Annotated in this window: 16 protein-coding genes; 7 read left to right on the top strand and 9 right to left on the bottom strand. The window is 47.3% G+C overall.

Annotated features, from left to right (window positions below):
* Positions 1-113 precede the first annotated feature (113 nt).
* From J7I83_RS14100 to J7I83_RS14090, 3 genes are all read left to right on the top strand, one after another.
* Entirely contained in the window at positions 114-539 is a 426-nt protein-coding gene (locus tag J7I83_RS14100) for a DMT family transporter (protein WP_215101778.1), read from the top strand.
* Positions 540-550: 11 nt separating this feature from the next.
* Positions 551-1,135, top strand: a complete 585-nt coding sequence (locus J7I83_RS14095) for a Crp/Fnr family transcriptional regulator (protein WP_251047658.1) — start codon at positions 551-553, stop codon at positions 1,133-1,135.
* A 92-nt stretch (positions 1,136-1,227) separates the two neighbouring features.
* Positions 1,228-1,719: a DMT family transporter gene (locus J7I83_RS14090; protein WP_215101776.1), complete on the top strand. Its 492-nt coding sequence runs from the start codon at positions 1,228-1,230 to the stop codon at positions 1,717-1,719.
* Positions 1,720-1,916: 197 nt separating this feature from the next.
* Here the strand turns inward: J7I83_RS14090 and J7I83_RS14085 are convergent, their stop codons facing one another.
* Complete coding sequence (locus J7I83_RS14085; RefSeq protein WP_215101789.1) at positions 1,917-3,848, bottom strand: fructose-1,6-bisphosphatase; 1,932 nt, start codon at positions 3,846-3,848, stop codon at positions 1,917-1,919.
* 334 nt (positions 3,849-4,182) lie between these two features.
* On the opposite strand from J7I83_RS14085, the gene J7I83_RS14080 reads away from it, so the two are divergent.
* Both J7I83_RS14080 and J7I83_RS14075 read left to right on the top strand, forming a co-directional pair.
* Positions 4,183-4,431, top strand: coding sequence for a hypothetical protein (locus tag J7I83_RS14080; RefSeq protein ID WP_215101774.1), 249 nt, complete (start codon positions 4,183-4,185; stop codon positions 4,429-4,431).
* A 2-nt stretch (positions 4,432-4,433) separates the two neighbouring features.
* A complete protein-coding gene (locus J7I83_RS14075; RefSeq protein ID WP_215101772.1) occupies positions 4,434-4,610 on the top strand; it encodes a hypothetical protein in 177 nt (58 codons plus the stop codon).
* 309 nt (positions 4,611-4,919) lie between these two features.
* Here J7I83_RS14075 and J7I83_RS14070 read toward each other — a convergent pair whose 3' ends face one another.
* From J7I83_RS14070 to J7I83_RS14050, 5 genes are all read right to left on the bottom strand, one after another.
* Complete coding sequence (locus J7I83_RS14070; protein ID WP_215101770.1) at positions 4,920-5,483, bottom strand: DNA-3-methyladenine glycosylase I; 564 nt, start codon at positions 5,481-5,483, stop codon at positions 4,920-4,922.
* A 179-nt stretch (positions 5,484-5,662) separates the two neighbouring features.
* A complete protein-coding gene (ilvA, locus tag J7I83_RS14065) occupies positions 5,663-6,952 on the bottom strand; it encodes a threonine ammonia-lyase IlvA (protein WP_215101768.1) in 1,290 nt (429 codons plus the stop codon).
* A 306-nt stretch (positions 6,953-7,258) separates the two neighbouring features.
* Positions 7,259-9,685 carry a DNA topoisomerase IV subunit A gene (gene parC / locus J7I83_RS14060; RefSeq protein WP_215101766.1) on the bottom strand — a complete coding sequence of 809 codons (2,427 nt, stop codon included), beginning with the start codon at positions 9,683-9,685 and terminating at the stop codon, positions 7,259-7,261.
* Positions 9,682-11,652, bottom strand: a complete 1,971-nt coding sequence (parE, locus tag J7I83_RS14055) for a DNA topoisomerase IV subunit B (protein ID WP_215101764.1) — start codon at positions 11,650-11,652, stop codon at positions 9,682-9,684. The genes parC and parE overlap by 4 nt, the downstream gene beginning before the upstream one ends.
* Positions 11,653-11,771: 119 nt before the next feature.
* Complete coding sequence (locus J7I83_RS14050; RefSeq protein WP_215101787.1) at positions 11,772-12,185, bottom strand: CoA-binding protein; 414 nt, start codon at positions 12,183-12,185, stop codon at positions 11,772-11,774.
* A 130-nt stretch (positions 12,186-12,315) separates the two neighbouring features.
* Here J7I83_RS14050 and plsY point away from each other — a divergent pair, with 130 nt between their 5' ends.
* Together plsY and J7I83_RS14040 are read left to right on the top strand one after the other, a co-directional pair.
* Positions 12,316-12,906, top strand: coding sequence for a glycerol-3-phosphate 1-O-acyltransferase PlsY (plsY, locus tag J7I83_RS14045; protein WP_215101762.1), 591 nt, complete (start codon positions 12,316-12,318; stop codon positions 12,904-12,906).
* 22 nt (positions 12,907-12,928) lie between these two features.
* Positions 12,929-13,219, top strand: coding sequence for a HesB/YadR/YfhF family protein (locus tag J7I83_RS14040; protein ID WP_215101760.1), 291 nt, complete (start codon positions 12,929-12,931; stop codon positions 13,217-13,219).
* A 15-nt stretch (positions 13,220-13,234) separates the two neighbouring features.
* On the opposite strand, the gene J7I83_RS14035 is transcribed toward J7I83_RS14040, so the two are convergent.
* From J7I83_RS14035 to acnA, 3 genes are all read right to left on the bottom strand, one after another.
* Positions 13,235-13,543 (bottom strand): hypothetical protein, encoded by a 309-nt coding sequence (locus J7I83_RS14035; protein WP_215101758.1) that lies wholly within the window; start codon positions 13,541-13,543, stop codon positions 13,235-13,237.
* A complete protein-coding gene (locus J7I83_RS14030; protein ID WP_215101756.1) occupies positions 13,527-13,967 on the bottom strand; it encodes an acyl-CoA thioesterase in 441 nt (146 codons plus the stop codon). The genes J7I83_RS14035 and J7I83_RS14030 overlap by 17 nt, the downstream gene beginning before the upstream one ends.
* Positions 13,968-14,498: 531 nt before the next feature.
* Complete coding sequence (gene acnA / locus J7I83_RS14025) at positions 14,499-17,213, bottom strand: aconitate hydratase AcnA (RefSeq protein WP_215101754.1); 2,715 nt, start codon at positions 17,211-17,213, stop codon at positions 14,499-14,501.
* Positions 17,214-17,220: the final 7 nt, after the last annotated feature.

The following is a 17,220-nucleotide window of genomic DNA, read 5'->3' as shown; positions in this document are numbered from 1 at the left end:
ACTATTTATGCAACACTAGTGGTTTCAGATACAATAAACCTAAAGGGACATATGTCCTTTTCACTCCTATTTTATTCCCGTACAGTAAAATGAAAGAAAGGTGTGTGAATGCAATGAAAGGCATCTTTTTTGCACTGGCAGGCGGTTTCTTCCTGACATTTCAGAGTGTTGCCAATGCCACCATCAGCGACAACATAGGCACCTGGCAGGCAGCGACCATGACACAATTCACGGGCTTTGTGTTGGCACTGATGATTGTCTTACTGCTGCGGGACCAATCGTACCGGAATTTGACACAAGTTCCACTGCTGTACGCATCCGGCGGAATGCTGGCGGCCGTTGTCCTTTACAGCAATATGACCGCCGTACACCGGATGGGGGTTACGTTGACAATCGGCGTTTTCCTGATTGCACAGCTCGTCACAGCGGTGCTGATTGATGGCAAAGGCTGGTTCGATATGGCCAAGCAGAAAATCGGCCGGGCTCAGATTGCCGGACTAGTACTGATGATCGCAGGCGTTATTGTTTTGAAGTGGTAAGGAGGATGACAATGGAACAGGCGATCACCGATTTTCTTTGTCGTTACGAACTGGCAGAGTTGTTTCCGGAGCGGGTTCAGCAATTTATGCAGATTGAAAGTTTGTCAGGCGGAGAGCGGCTGCTGTCTCAAGGAAACGATTCCGAGGCGCTTTACTTGCTGGTCGAAGGCAAACTGAAGATCTCCATGCTGTCTCCGGAAGGAAAACGGCTGATTTTGGCATTCAAGAGCCCTTTTGATTTGGTGGGTGATATCGTATACGTCCAGCACTGCCCGCTCATCAACACGGTGGAAGCTGTCACGAAAAGCCGGGTCATCCGGATCCCATATGAGGTGTTGCGAAAAGAAATGGGCGACAACGCTGCGTGGCTCGAGTTTCTTCTGAAAACCATTACGTGGAAATTCGAAATGAAGTCGTACGCGATGAACTTCAACTTGCTGTATCCGGTAGACGTTCGCCTGGCCAGCTATCTGTTGTCCATGACACCGATACAGCCGAAGCTCGATGCAACTTCCCTTGTCGACATAGCTGACTTGATCGGCACGAGCTATCGGCATTTGAACCGGGTCTTGCTGCAATTTCAAAAGGCTGGCTGAATCATCAAGAAGCGTGGAAAGATCACCATCCTTGACCGCGCCTCCCTGCTCGCTCAGGCGGTTCAAAATATTTACGAATAGGAGCACCATATATGGCAATCGGCATCTTACTGGCATTACTCGGCGGCGCGTTTGTCTGCCTTCAAAACACATTTAATGCCAACGTCAAAAAAAGAGTCAGTGTCTGGGCTACCACAGCGCTTGTGCTGTTTCTCGGATTTTTGGCATCCTTTATTGCGGGACTGGCTTTTGAAGGGAGCGGCCTGTTCGATTTCCAGGCACAGCCCTGGTTCTGGTTCAGCGGCATTCTTGGTGTAGGCGTCGTCGCCTGTGTCACCCAGGGCGTCCAGATTCTCGGACCAAGCCGCGCCATCTCTCTAATCATGGTTTCACAGATCTTTTTCGGCCTGATGTGGGATACGCTCGGCTGGTTCGGCCTGGAAAAAGTCCCATTCACCTGGCAATCCTTGCTCGGCGTCCTGTTGATCAGTAGTGGCGTCTTGTTGTTTCAATTGGGGCCGAAACTGGAGCAGCCTGAACCGAAAAGAAAGGTTGTCGGCGTCCGCAATGCTTTAAAAGGCTGAAGAAGATTTCATTCATTGCAAAAGTAAATACACATGCAAATAGATGCCTATTCGAAACGAATGAGCTGTCTATTTTATTTCATAACAGAGGTGTTATATTGTTTAGATTCATTCGTGCATATGCAAACATAAAAAAAGGAAGAGCCAGCGCATGAGCGCTGCAGCTCTTCCTTTTCCGCTCCCCTTTCAAACGAGGTTCACTTCATGTAACGGTATTCCCTTAAACTGTTCAAATTGAAAATCTCCTGCAGCAATCCTTCGCCGATATTCGTTTCCCGGACTTTTTTGCGTTCCAGTTCCTCGTCAACAAGCCGTTTGACGGATAAAACGTCCGTTCCGTTTTGCAAAACTTCCTCTTTTGAATTGAACAGCTGATGGGCGACCAGCTGCATGCCGTAGGAATTGTACAGCAAGGTATAACCGGCGATTCCGGTGGTCGATTGGTAGGCTTTCGAGAAGCCGCCGTCAATGACCAGCATCTTGCCGTTCGCTTTGATCGGGTTTTCCCCGTCCCGCTCTTTGACCGGTGTATGGCCGTTGATGATGCGCCCGTGATCCGGATTCAATTCGAACTCAGCAAGTATTTTACGGCACATTCCCTCATCTTCGCGCAAATAATAATAGGGATTTTTCCGTTCCTTATGCGTCTCTTTGTCTTTGATGAAATAGCGCTCAAAGGTGGTCATTTCCCGTTTCCCGAAAAGGGACGAGTATTCTCCTGTCCACAGATACCAAACCATATCAGTCGCAAAGTCATCGGTTTCTTCCGGGTGGGAGAAGGAATAACGCAGATAGTGCTCGAAAAGGTCCAACAAATCCCTTCCAGCGTAGCTCTTTCCTTCGATTTCCATTTTTTCCATATTGCCGTTTTCGTCCAGTGGGATGCAGCCGTGAATGAGCAGGTTGCCATTGTACTTCAAATAAAGGCTGCCTTTTTTCATAAGGAACCTCATATGCCGTGTCATTTTTTCTGAATGTTGCACAGAGAACAGCAGTTTATCCATGACCTGCCTTTCTTCCTCCAGCAGTTCATCCGGCTGCTCGGGATTGACCGTTGCAAAACAGGCGTTTTCTAACGGATAGGTTTTACCATAGATGGTCGCTTCCATTTTTTCGTAATCGACTTTCTCCAGCAACAGGCGGTCTTCCATTGCAAAGCACGGACGCCTCTTAATGATCGGGCTTTCCAGCTTAAACTGGATAATGGAAATGGCCTGATGGATTTTGGTGATCTGCAGCTGTTCCTGCTCCGTCAGTTTTTCATCTGAAATTCGCTTTGGATGAAAAGCAGGATTGTCATCATAATATTTTTCTGCCAGGTTCAATAGCGGCCTCAAGTTGATGCCGTAGACATCTTCTATGATATCCAGGTTGTTGTATCGTGCACAGATACGGAGAATGTTGGCCAGGCACACTTTTGATCCGGCGTAGGCACCGATCCATAAAACGTCGTGATTTCCCCATTGGATGTCCACGGAATGGTAATCGATGAGCGTATCCACGATTTTATGCGGATCCGGACCCCGGTCGTAAATGTCACCTACCACATGCAGATGATCCACAGTCAGTCGCTGTGTGGTGTACGCCAGCCCGATGATCAGCTTATCGGCCTGCCCAAGGGAAATGACTTGTTCAACCATTTTGCTATAATACTCTTTTTTGTTTTTGAACTCGTCCGTTTTATACAACAGCTCTTCAATGATGTAAACAAACTGCTTTGGCAGTGCCTTGCGCAGTTTGGAGCGAGTATATTTAGAGGCTGCATAGGAAATAAGCTTCAGCAGCCGTTCAATGACTTCTATGTACCAGGCATGCAATTCCTTTTTGCTGGTGAAATTGCTTTTGATCAATTGCAGTTTTTCTTCCGGGTAATAAACCAGTGTCGCAAATTCATTGAGTTCTTTTTCGCTCAGCTCATCTTTGAACAAGTCTCTAATTTTCACTTTTACATTCCCGGAACCGTTTCGCAGCACGTGCTGGAACGCTTGGAACTCTCCGTGTAGATCACTTACAAAGTGTTCGGTTCCTTTGGGCAGATCCAGGATGGCTTCAAGACTGATGATTTCAGTGGCGACTTTTTCTTCGCAATCGTATTTTTGCGATAACAAATCCAAGTATTTCAAGTTCAACATCATGTAATCCCCCTTCGTGTCTCGTTTCCACTCTTCCATCCATCGGAACAATGAAAACGGATAGTTTAAAGATTGCATAGTAAGGATCAGCAGCTGGCCAAACTCTCAGTAAATGTGTATACATGGCTTTGAAAAAATGATTTTATTTGGATAGAAGTAATCGTATCATTAAGCAAATAGGTCACCTTGACCACTTCGCAAAAAAAGAAGTCTCTCTTATGACTCATTTTACAGCAGAACTTCTATAAGCTCTAGTAGAAAAAACAGGACAGTAAAAAGAATTCTGAAAAAAGAGGCAATTCATTAATCCATAGAAAACGAGGTAATTGCCATGATTAAATCTGCAGTGATCCAGAATATTGACCTTTTCCCGCGCTGGCAAGAGATTTTGGCTGTCGCGCTTGGCCTGGCTGACGAGTTTAGTGTCGTATATCCGAACGGAGAGTACGACACGGAAAATTTTTTATTGAACGGTAAACCCGAATTCGTATCTTTGCCGAACTTAAAAGTGGGGCGCTGGCCGAATATGACAGACAGTTCGATTTTTTTGGCAGTCTGGATGATCCCATACGAAAGCTGATTATGGAATTTAACCGCCAACATCCTGACAAAGAGGACAGCTATCTTTGGCATTACAGTTTGTATAGAAACGGCATCGAATTGCTGAACGTACAGGATTCTACTTTGTGCCTCCTCGATCTGGACACCGAACTGACCACTTGCCTTGAGAAACTGAAGATCGAGTGGCGGGACGATTAGGACATGCTAATGACAAAAAGAAGAGCTCTGCTCAAATAGTGAAATAAAACTTTTCGACTTTCTCTCCTTTTATTCGATGAGACAATAAATCATAAACGCCACAAAAGCCGAACAAAATGTGGCGATGAAAATTTCCATCTAAACTCGCATCTAATATTAAAACAAACCTCATTCGGCTTTTCTGCACTATTTCTTAGTCAGCTGCAGATACATGTCCGGAAAACTGGATCCTTCTTTACCTTTATTCTGCATTTATCTGGAAATTCCTTGTGAAAATAGAAAAGAGTAGAGTTAGAGCAGTAGAACTACTCAATCGTTTGGCGTACGGTACGGACAATCTTTGATGTGGTCATTGACCATCCCGATGGCCTGCATAAAGGAATACGTCGTCACGGGCCCCACAAACTTGAAGCCCCGTTTTCTCAAATCTTTACTCAGTTGGACAGACAATGGCGACTGGGTTGGAATTTGCGCGTTGGTCTCCCACTTGTTGTGGACCGGCTTGCTGTCTGTATAGCTCCATAGGAATTCAGCAAAGCTGTCCCATTCTTTCAGGATGCTTAGTACCGCTTGGGCATTGGTGCGAACAGATTGAAGCTTTGCGCCATGCTTGATAACGGCGTAATCTTCCTTAATGGACACGAGGCCCGCACCCGTCAGCTCCGCGCAATGCTTAATGTCAAAGTGATGGAAGGCCTCCTGGTAAGCGTTGCGCTTGGACAACACGATATTCCAGGACAAGCCCGCTTGCGCGCCTTCCAGTGTCAGCATTTCAAAAATATAGCGATCGTCCCAGCTGGGCTTGCACCATTCCTCGTCGTGGTAGTTCTGCATGAGCGCATTGCTTTGCGCCCAAAAACACCGTTTCTCCACTTGCTCCACCCCATTCCGCTAGTTGACTCCACTATACCATCCAAAGGGTCTTTGCAGCCCGTGGTTTTCCGGGCCTTGAGCTGTCCACAGCGCTAAAAAGGGCGTTCGCCATTGTGACTATGCACAGCGAACGCCCTTCTATTCTACTTCGGGTAAGATTGGCCGAAGCCTGTTGACCCTTAAATCAATAAATTAAACAGCAAAGAATCGTTGTTGATGTCTTTGTATGGAAAACCGTTTTCTGCCATGCGTTTAACGAGCGGTTCATAATCTTCCCGGCATTTCAATTCAATGCCGACCAGAACCGGCCCTTCTTCACGGTTTGTCCGTTTCGTGTATTCAAAATGGGTGATGTCATCGGTTTCACCCAGCACTTGGTCCATGAATTTACGGAGTGCGCCTGCGCGCTGCGGGAACGTGACGATGAAATAATGCTTGAGCCCTTCGTAAATCAAGGATTTCTCCTTGATTTCCTGCATCCGCTCAATGTCGTTATTGCCGCCGCTGATGACGCATACCACGTTTTTGCCTTTGATGTCGTCCTTATAGAAATCAAGTGCGGCAACGGACAACGCGCCAGCCGGTTCTGCGACGATGGCATTCTCGTTATACAGCTGCAAAATCGTCGTACAGACCTTGCCTTCTGGCACCAGCGCAATATCATCCAGGACATCTGCACAGATCGCCATCGAGAGATCGCCAACCTGCTTGACCGCAGCGCCGTCGACAAAAGTATCAATCGTATCGAGCCGCGTCACTTGGCCATTGGCCAGCGAGGTTTTCATGCCCGCAGCACCCGCCGGCTCAACGCCGACCAGCTTTGTCGAGGGGCTGATACCTTTTAAGTAAGAGCCGACACCAGACGCCAAGCCGCCTCCGCCGATTGCACAGAACATATAATCGACACGCTCCTGCATATCGTTCAGCACTTCTACTGCAACCGTCCCCTGCCCGGCAATGATGCGGCTATCGTTAAACGGATGGACAAACACCTTTTCTTCCGCTGTGCAGTACTCCATCGCCGATGTGAAAGAGTCGTCAAAGGTATCTCCGGTCAAGACAACAGACACCTTGTCTCCGCCAAAACGTTTGACCTGGGACACTTTTTGGCGCGGCGTCGTCAGTGGCATAAAGATTTTCCCTTCGATGCCGAGGGCGAAACATGAGTAGGCGACGCCCTGTGCGTGGTTGCCGGCACTGGCACAGACCACTCCTTTGGCGCGTTCAGAAGAAGTCAGGCTGCGGATGAAATTATACGCACCGCGCAGCTTAAAGGAGCGGACGACCTGCAGATCCTCCCGCTTCAAGTAAACATTGCAGCCATACCGTGCAGACAGCAGCTCATTCTTCTGCAATGGCGTCTTGATGACGACATCTTTGAGTGCCTGGTTGGCAACCATGATTTCTTCCACGGATACTTTTGAAAATACCACTTCCCTGTCAAGCTCTGTGATGTTGGTTTTAGTCATAGATGTCACCCTCTTATTTTTATTTATCTCATTACTCTAACACATCAACCCACTAATTTGGTGAGAAAATTGCGACAATTCACCGAAAATTTTTTTGTTCTCTTTTTCTTGCCGGTCCACCGCCACTGAAAATCCAGATGAGGACATCCACCTCCTAGTCATTCATTTATATTCAAATATAAAATAATTAGAATGAATAATGAATAAAAATAAAAAGATGAATAACTCACTTTCATGATAGCTAATGCCTACCTAACGAATACAAAAAACCCCCATCCTTTTCGGTGAAGGATGGGGGTTATGCATTTATTCTTTTTTATCGAATCGGTAAGCAGCTATCACTTTGCCGTCTGTCGCTTCGTCTGCAATGAATGAGCCATTTGAATAACGGTCCACATTTTTCAATGAATTGGCCACTAAAGACATCCGGATCCCTTTATCGGTTTCCAGAATGATTTCTTCTTTTCCAGTTGCGCCAATGACCGCCACTACACGGTGGGGGTTCGACTTCAACTCCCTAAGCATGACCACGCCGCGCTTCGCACGGCTGCCGCTTTCAAATTCCTGCAATTTCATTTTCTTCGCCGCCCCGCGGTGAGTGATCAGCACAAGCTCCTGCTTCACTTCCGGGTCAATCATGACAGCAGAAACGGCTTCGTCGCCGTCCTTCAAATTAACGCCTTTGACCCCTCCGGTGCGAAGCCCGGTCAGTGGCACTTCTTCCATTGGGAAACGGACGCCATAGGCTTGTTTCGTGCCGATGAACAATTCGGTTTCCTTGGTCACCAATGCTGCATAAATCATGGCATCTTCTGATTTCAGATTCATGGTCTTGATAGCGCGTGAATAACGCTGAATCTGGTAATCCTTCAAAGCTGAGCGTTTAACCTGGCCCAGCTTCGAAACGGTCAGAATGCTGGCATCTGCATCAAAATTCTCAAATGGATAGACCGCAAGAACGGATTCATTGGCATCCAATTGTACGATGCTGGATAAATGCTGTCCGAGATCTTTCCATTTGATATCTGGCAGTTCGTTGATTGGCTGATAAACGAAGTTCCCTGCGGTGGTGAAGATCAGGATGGTGTGCTGCGTATTCAAATTGCCTTCGAACAGCAGGTGATCTGATTCTTTCATCGCAAAGTCCTTGCCGTTTGAAGCCGCATGCGAACGTGTACTGGTCCGCTTGACATAGCCTTCCTTCGTCACCGTCACAACTACTTCTTCACTCGGAATCATGATTTCGCGGGTGATGGTGATTTCTTCGATCTTGTCTTCGATGACTGAACGGCGGGGTTCCGCGAATTGCTTGCGGATGCTGGCCAGTTCTTTCTTGATGATGTTTTTCAATTTGGTTGGGCTGGTCAGGATGCCCGTCAGTTCAGTGATCAGTTTTTTCAGATCGCTTTCTTCTTTTTGCAGGTCAGTGATGTCTGTATTGGTCAATCGGTATAGTTGCAAGGAAACAATCGCTTCCGATTGCGCTTCCGAGAAATCAAATGACGCAATCAGGTTGTTCTTGGCATCGCGTTTGTCTTTTGAAGAACGGATGGCTTTGATCACTTGGTCCAGAATCGACAAGGCTTTCATCAAACCTTCCACAATGTGCATGCGGTCGCTGGCTTTTTGCAGATCAAACTCCGAGCGCTTAGTGATGACTTCTTTTTGGTGTTCGATATAGGCATCCAGCATCGTCTGCAAAGTCATCATGGTTGGGCGGCGCTTGTAGATGGCGACCATATTGAAATTGTAGCTGACCTGCAGATCGGTATTTTTGTAGAGGTAGCTTAAAATTCCGTTAGCCTGCACATCTTTTTTCAATTCGATGACGATGCGCAATCCGGTTCTATCAGATTCATCCCGTACTTCAGAGATACCTTCCAGTTTGCGGTCAAAGCGGTGGTCATCGATTTTCTTGATCATATTGGCTTTATTGACTTCGAAAGGGATTTCCGTAATGACGATTTGCTCTTTTCCGCCTTTTAACGGTTCCACCCGGGCTTTTGAACGGACGATAATCTTGCCTTTTCCGGTTTCATAGGCTTTCCGGATGCCGTCCACGCCTTGGATGGTGCCGCCTGTCGGAAAATCTGGTCCTTTGATGACGGTCATCAGTTCAGCGACGGTCGCCTGCGGATTATCCATTCGCATCAATACCGCATCGAGCACTTCATGAAGCGCATGCGGAGGAATATCGGTCGCGTAACCGGCAGAAATTCCGGTTGATCCGTTGACCAGAAGGTTCGGAAAACGGGCTGGCAAAACAGTTGGTTCCATATCGGAATCATCAAAGTTCGAAATAAAATCCACGGTGCGTTTGTCGATATCGCGCAGCAGTTCGGAAGAAATAGCAGACAGACGGGCTTCTGTGTAACGCATCGCAGCAGGCGAATCGCCGTCCATCGAACCGTTATTGCCGTGCATTTCAACAAGCATGTGCCGGATTTTCCAGTCCTGGCTCAAGCGAACCATTGCTTCATATACCGAGCTGTCTCCGTGTGGATGGTAGTTGCCGATAACGTTACCAACGGTTTTGGCCGATTTACGGAACGCTTTGTCATTGGTGTTGCCTTCGTGGTACATCGCATATAAAATTCGGCGCTGAACAGGTTTTAACCCGTCACGGGCATCCGGCAGCGCCCGGTCCTGGATGATGTATTTGCTGTAACGGCCAAACCGATCGCCGATGACTTCTTCCAGTGGCAAATCTTGATATCGTTCGGTTTGTGTCATACAAGTTCCTCCTCAGCGTGAATCAAATCATTTTCAAGAATATTGCTGTCGTCTTCCATTCCGAAATCGACATTGTTTTCAATCCAGCGGCGTCTCGGTTCCACTTTATCACCCATCAAGGTGGTGATGCCGCGTTCTGCGCGTGCACTGTCTTCGATTGTGACGCGGATCAGCGTACGGCTTTCTGGGTTCATGGTCGTTTCCCATAACTGGTCCGCGTTCATCTCGCCCAAACCTTTGTAGCGCTGCAGCGTATAGCCCTTGCCAACTTTTTGGATCGATGCATCCAGGTCCGCTTCGGTCCAGGCATAGTCGACCACTTCTTTTTTGCCGATGCCTTTGGATACTTTGTACAGCGGCGGCAGCGCGATAAACACTTTGCCTGCCTCGATCAATGGCTTCATGTAACGGAAAAAGAATGTCAACAGCAGCACTTGGATGTGTGCGCCATCGGTATCCGCATCGGTCATGATGATGATTTTGTTGTAGGCGATGTCGTCAATCGAAAAATCGGAAGATACGCCGCCGCCGATGGCATGGATGATCGTTGAAATCTCTTCGTTCTTCATGATTTCCTCAAGTTTCGCTTTTTCGGTATTGACGACTTTTCCGCGAAGTGGCAGGATGGCCTGGAAAGTCCGGTCGCGTCCTTGTTTTGCAGAACCGCCTGCCGAATCTCCCTCCACCAGGTACAATTCGTTTTTCGAAGCGTTGCGTGACTGGGCAGGCGTCAATTTACCCGACAGCAAGGCATCCGATTTCTTTCGCTTTTTGCCGTTTCGCGCGTCTTCCCGTGCTTTTCGGGCAGCTAGTCGAGCCTGTGATGCCCGTATTGCTTTTCGTACGAGAGAAGCACTGAGGTCTGCATTTTCTTCCAGGAAGTACATCAACTTCTGGGAAACGACTGAATCGACGATGCTTCGCGCTTCGCTGGTTCCCAATTTGCTTTTCGTCTGCCCTTCAAATTGCAGCAGCGCTTCAGGGATGCGGACAGAAACAATGGCCGCCAACCCTTCGCGGATGTCGGAGCCTTCCAGATTTTTATCTTTGTCTTTCAGTAAGTTGATCTTTCTCGCATAGTCGTTGAAAACACGTGTCATAGCCGCTTTGGCACCAGTTTCATGCGTTCCGCCGTCGCGTGTCCGGACGTTGTTGACAAATGACAGGATGGTTTCGGAATAGCCGTCGTTAAATTGGAACGAAAATTCAATTTCCATTTCATCCTGCTCGCCTTCGATATAGGCCACTGGATGCAGTACGTCTTTTTCTTCGTTCAGATAGGCAACAAAGGCCTCGATTCCTGTTTCATAATGGAAAATGTCCTTGGCTTCTGTCCGTTGGTCAAACAGTTCAATTTTCAGTCCCTTTAACAAGAAGGCCGATTCGCGCAGGCGTTCTGAAAGGGTCTCGTAATTGTATTTGAACACGGAAAAAATGGACTCGTCCGGGAGAAAGTGGATCAATGTGCCGCTTTCTTTCGTCGAACCGATTTCTTCCAATGTCGTAGCCGGCTTGCCGCCGTTTTCAAAACGCTGGCGGTACTTCTTGCCATCGCGGTAAATTGTCACTTCCAGGAATTTGGACAGTGCATTGACGACAGACGCGCCGACGCCATGAAGGCCGCCGCTTGTCTTATAGCCGCCCTGGCCGAACTTCCCGCCAGCGTGCAGAACCGTCAAGATGACTTCCGGTGTCGGTTTGCCGCTGCGGTGCATTCCTGTAGGCATGCCGCGTCCATAATCCCGGACACTGATGCTGTTGTCTTCATGGATGGTGACGGTGATTTTGTCTCCGTGTCCTGCAAGCGCTTCATCAACCGAGTTGTCGACAATCTCATAGACCAAATGGTGAAGTCCGCGTGCATCCGTCGAACCGATATACATCCCCGGCCGTTTTCTGACGGCATCTAAGCCTTCGAGTACCTGGATCGCTTCTTCGTTGTATGCCGTATTTTGAATTTTAGCCATTTAATTCCCTCCATCAAACATTTGTTCGTGTTTTTATCTCTCTTTATCGTATTCTATTTCTTGTGCATCTGTCAAACTTCATAGAAAAAGAGCGCTGGGCGCCCTTTAGCGGTAATGCCTTATTTCAGAATGGCGTGTTCCACTTTGATGCAACGATCCATTATGACTGTATACCCCGCATCAGCCAACCGATTAAATACGTTCTCATCAACTACATTTAATTGTGTCCAAAATACTGGACAATCGATTTTCATGAACTCATCAGCAATATCCTCCAGAAACTCACTGCGCCGGAAAACGTTGACGATATCCACTTTTTCTGGAATATCACTCAAAGAAGCGTAACTTTTTTCACCCAGTACGGCATCCGTCTGTGGATTGACCGGGATGATGCGGTAGCCGGCCCGCTGCATAGATTCCGATACGATATAGGAAGTGCGGCTCGGGTTCGGGCTAAGGCCGATTACAGCAATGGTTTTCGCGTGATCGAGGACGTTTTTGATTTTTTCGCGGCTCGGGTTGTTCAAGATAATCACCTGTCCTTTTTATTCTATCATACACGATTCTGTCCTGCCTGTTGAATAATCCGACGACTATTGTTCAAAGAACTTCAGTCATGGTAAACTGAAACTATAAAATAAGGTTGTTTTAAAGGAGTCCATAATGACTATACTGCTTCCCATTCTACTAGCTTACCTGCTCGGCTCGATTCCGTCTGCCTTATGGGTCGGAAAACTGTTCTACAACACCGACATCCGAACCAAAGGAAGCGGAAACTTAGGCGCTACCAATACATTCCGGACGCTCGGCAAGAAGGCCGGGATTGCCGTCACCCTGTTGGATATCCTGAAAGGGACGGCCGCAACGCTGATTCCCCTTTATATCGCTACCGATATCCATCCGCTGGTATTCGGTGTTATCGCGGTCATAGGCCATATTTATCCAGTGTTCGCCAAATTCAAAGGCGGAAAAGCTGTTGCTACTTCAGGTGGCATCCTGCTTGGCTATCAGTGGCCCTTGTTCATCATGGCGGTCGCAGTGTTGCTGATTGCACTGAAGATCACCAAGATGGTATCATTGTCTTCAATCATTTTGTCGGTCGTAGCAATCATCTACACCACTATTTATGCAATTTTCACGGAAGACTACCTGTTCATGATCGTCATTTACATCCTGGCCTTGTTCATCATTTTCCGCCACCGTTCCAATATTGCCCGAATCCGAGCAGGTACAGAGCCGAAAATCAACTGGTAACACCAGTGGAAGGACGTGTGATATGCAGATTAATATCAGCAATGACGCATTCAATTGGTTTAAGAAAGAAATGGAAGTGGCTCCTGGAGAAGCTGTTCGCTTTTTCGTCCGCTATGGCGGTTCCAGCAAGCTGCAGCCCGGATTTTCGCTGGGCGTAACCAAGGATCAGCCGCATGAAATGGCGGTCCAGGTGGAACAGGATCAAGTCACCTATTTTATTGAACAAAGCGATGTCTGGTATTTTGATGGGCATAATCTTCAGGTCAGCGTCAACGATGACTTGCACGAACTCGATTATTCATACGAAAAATAAAAAAGCATGAGCTATTCATGCTTTTTTATTTTGCAATTTATTCAGTTGCTCCAGTTGGCCTTCACGTTGCAGGATGGACCGTTGGCGATCGCCAAACAAGTCATAATGCGGATAATTGCCCCGCAAATCCATCCATTCACGCTGCAACCCATACTGCCGGCCCCAGGATTCGAGCTTGTCGAGGTCGCAGCACCCTACTTTTGTGACCGTGCTGCATCCCGGAAAGCGGTCATCCACCCAGTAATGGGTTAAAAATGAGATATGTCCTCCAGCGACCCCTTGTTTCCAGCTCTCCAGCTCGTCCCGCTTAATTCCGAACGCCATCAGGTACCTGCTTTTTGATTTCTTCGTATTTTTTATGCCATTCCGGATAGATTTTCTTGATAGAGACCGGCCGGAACGTGTCTTTTTTGACAACAACGTGTTCGGAGATGGCGGTTGCGGCAATTGCACCATCTTCATGGACGATTTCGTAGCCATATTTGGTACGCAAACGGCCATGCTCTTCCACCCATGTCCGGACAAAAGCTTTTTGCCCGTAGCGGAGAGCCGCTTTATATTGAATGGAAATATCGGTCACAGGAGACAAATAGCCATCCTTTTCCATACCCGCATAGGTAAATCCCAAGTCTTCAATCAGCTTGGTACGCCCAATTTCCAGCCAAATGATGTAGTTGGCATGATAGACGACACCCATTTGATCGGTTTCCGCGTAACGGATCTCTATTTCTTTTTCGCTTATGTACATGTTCATTTCACCTCTTTACCAGTATACAAGAAATTTGTTTTTAGATGTAAGAGAAAAGACTGTGGAGAAACTTCTAACTATATAAGTTCAACTAAAGAAACTAGCTTTTACCCAACGTTTCGGCCGCTCTGGGTAGAGCAAAGACGATTGCTCCTGCGCAAGCTCGCCGCAAATGAAGTCACAGGAATGCCTAGGACTTCTGGCTTCCCGTAAGAAGACACACGTCTTTTGCCTGTCTTCTTGATTCGTCCAGCCCTTGGACGCGCCGGTGCTAAGAAATTTAGTGAATCTAAAGTGAGCCTATGATTATCCACTGTAATCATAAAAGAGTTGAAGCAAATCAGTGGAGACTCCAACGGGAACAGTGAAGCGACAAGAACTGGAGCTACACTGGACTGAGCAGAGAGAAGAGAGCGGCAGAAGCCGTGTCCGTGGAACGCACCCGCCTAGAACGAAATGAAAGTATGAAGACTTTTTCAACAAACTGAAAAGGCTGCCGGGAAATTTCCCGGCAGCCTTTTCTTATAGTTCTTATACTTCTAGCAATTTGTTGCGGAGCACCATTTGCAGGATGCCGCCGTGGCGGAAATAATCCACTTCCACTTCGGAATCGAAACGTGCCAATACTTTGAACTCAGTCACTTTACCGTCTTCAGCAGTAGCTGTAACAGTTAGGATGTCGCGTGGTTTCACGTCATCAGACAAGTTGACGCTGATGGTTTCGTGCCCAGTCAATCCAAGTGAATCTGCGCTTTCGCCGTTGACGAATTGCAATGGCAGAACGCCCATCATCACAAGGTTTGAACGGTGAATACGCTCATAGCTTTCAGCAATGACAGTTTTGATGCCTAGAAGGAATGTTCCTTTAGCAGCCCAGTCACGTGAAGATCCCATGCCGTAATCTTTACCAGTCAATACCACAAGTCCTGTACCTTGTTCCTGATACTTCATGGCAGCATCGTAAATTGCCATTGTTTCGCCTGTTGGCCAGTAAGTCGTGTAACCGCCAGTTGTTCCTGGAGCTACCTGGTTACGGATACGGATGTTGGCGAATGTTCCACGCATCATGACTTCGTGGTTACCACGGCGAGATCCGTAAGAGTTGAAGTTACGTGGCTCTACGCCGTTTTCACGAAGGTACAATCCTGCTGGCGTATCTTTGCCGATGGCACCAGCTGGTGAAATGTGGTCAGTCGTGATAGAATCTGCGAATTTCGCAACTACACGAAGACCAGACAATGGTTGGATCGGAGCAGGCTCTTTTGAAAGACCTTCAAAGAACGGCGGGTTTTGGATATAAGTTGATGTTGCATCAAACTCATACAAAGAATCGTCGTTTGTTTCAATCGCGTTCCATGCTTCGTTCTCGTTGAATACATGCTCGTACTCTTTGCGGAACAATTCTGGAGTGACAGTGTCTTTAACGACTTTCTTGATTTCTTCAGTTGATGGCCAAATGTCTTTGAAGAATACGTCTTTGCCTTCTTTGTCTGTGCCAATCGGCTCAACTGCAAAGTCAATATCGACTGTTCCAGCAAGTGCATAAGCAACAACTAGCATTGGAGATGCCAGGTAGTTGGCTTTTACAAGCGGGTGGATGCGTCCTTCAAAGTTACGGTTACCTGACAATACAGATGAAACCAGCAAATCGTTGTTCAAAATCGCTTCTTCAATTTCAGGAAGCAATGGACCCGAGTTACCGATACATGTTGTACAGCCGTAGCCAACCAGGTTAAAGCCAATTTGGTTCATGTATTCCAACAAGCCCGCATCGTTCAAGTAACCTGTAACAACTTTAGATCCTGGAGCCAATGAAGTTTTCACGTAAGCAGGAGGAGTCAAACCTTTTTCAACTGCTTTTTTCGCTACTAGTCCAGCTCCAAGCATTACGTATGGATTGGAAGTATTTGTACAAGATGTAATTGCCGCAATCGCCAAGGCGCCAGTCTTCATTTCAGCAGTTCTGCCGTCTTTGAAGTTGACTGTTGCTGTCTTCGCAATTTCAGCTGCATCAAGTGCAAAGCCGTGTGGTCCTTCTTCGCCGGTTACAGCTTTGTTGAACTCAGGCTTCATTTGAGACATAGGAATCAAATCCTGTGGACGTTTCGGTCCTGCAAGGTTTGGCTCAATATCAGAAAGATCAATTTGCACAAGGTCCGTATAGATTGGATCTTCGTTTTCAACCTTGAAGAACATGTCGTTCTCCTGCAAATATTTTTTAGTTACAGCGATTTGGTCTGCATCACGTGCAGTCAAACGCATATAGTCAAGTGCTTCTTCGTCAACTGGGAAGAATCCGCAAGTTGCGCCGTATTCTGGAGCCATGTTGGCAATCGTTGCACGGTCAGCAAGAGGCAATGTTGTAACGCCAGGTCCGAAGAACTCAACGAATTTGCCAACTACGCCTTTTTTACGCAAAGTTTGAGTGACTTTTAACGCCAAATCGGTCGCAGTAGCGCCGTTTGGAAGTTCACCAGTCATTTTAACGCCGATAACTTCCGGAATTGGGAAGTAAGAAGGCTGTCCGAGCATGCCGGCTTCAGCTTCAATACCGCCAACGCCCCATCCAAGAACGCCGATTCCGTTGATCATTGTCGTATGTGAATCTGTTCCGACCAATGTATCAGGGAATGTTTCGAATGTGCCATCAGCATTTTCAACTGCATGGACAACGTTTGCCAAGTACTCAAGGTTTACTTGGTGAACGATACCGGTTGCAGGTGGAACCGCACGGTAGTTGTCATAAGCTTTTTGAGCCCAGCTAAGAAACTGGTAACGCTCCGCATTGCGGTCAAACTCAAGTTCCATGTTGATGCGAAGTGCATCTTCCGTGCCGTAGTTATCAACTTGAACCGAGTGGTCAATAACAAGATCCACTGGAATTTCAGGGTTGATTTTGTTCGGGTCTCCACCCATTTCAGCCATTGCTGAACGAAGTGCAGCCAAATCAACGACTACGGGTACGCCTGTGAAATCCTGAAGGATAACGCGTGAAGGCTTAAATGGCACTTCTGCTTCTTTGTTGGCATCTTTGCCCCATTTTGCTAATTCTTCAACGTGCTCGTCTTTGATGACATATCCGTCGTGCTGACGCAATACGGATTCCAATAGAACTTTAATTGAATAAGGAAGGCGCGATACTTTAGCGATCCCTGCTTCTTCTAATGCAGCTAAACGATAATAGTTATACGTTTTGCCATTTAGCTCAAAAGAAGTGCGGCTGTTGTGCAAACTGCTCTTTGCCATGTGTGTG

Source organism: Planococcus sp. ISL-110 (assembly GCF_018613575.1).
Lineage (GTDB): Bacteria > Bacillota > Bacilli > Bacillales_A > Planococcaceae > Planococcus.
Note: the sequence above shows the minus strand (reverse complement) of the source record. Positions and strands in the feature narration are given on the sequence as shown.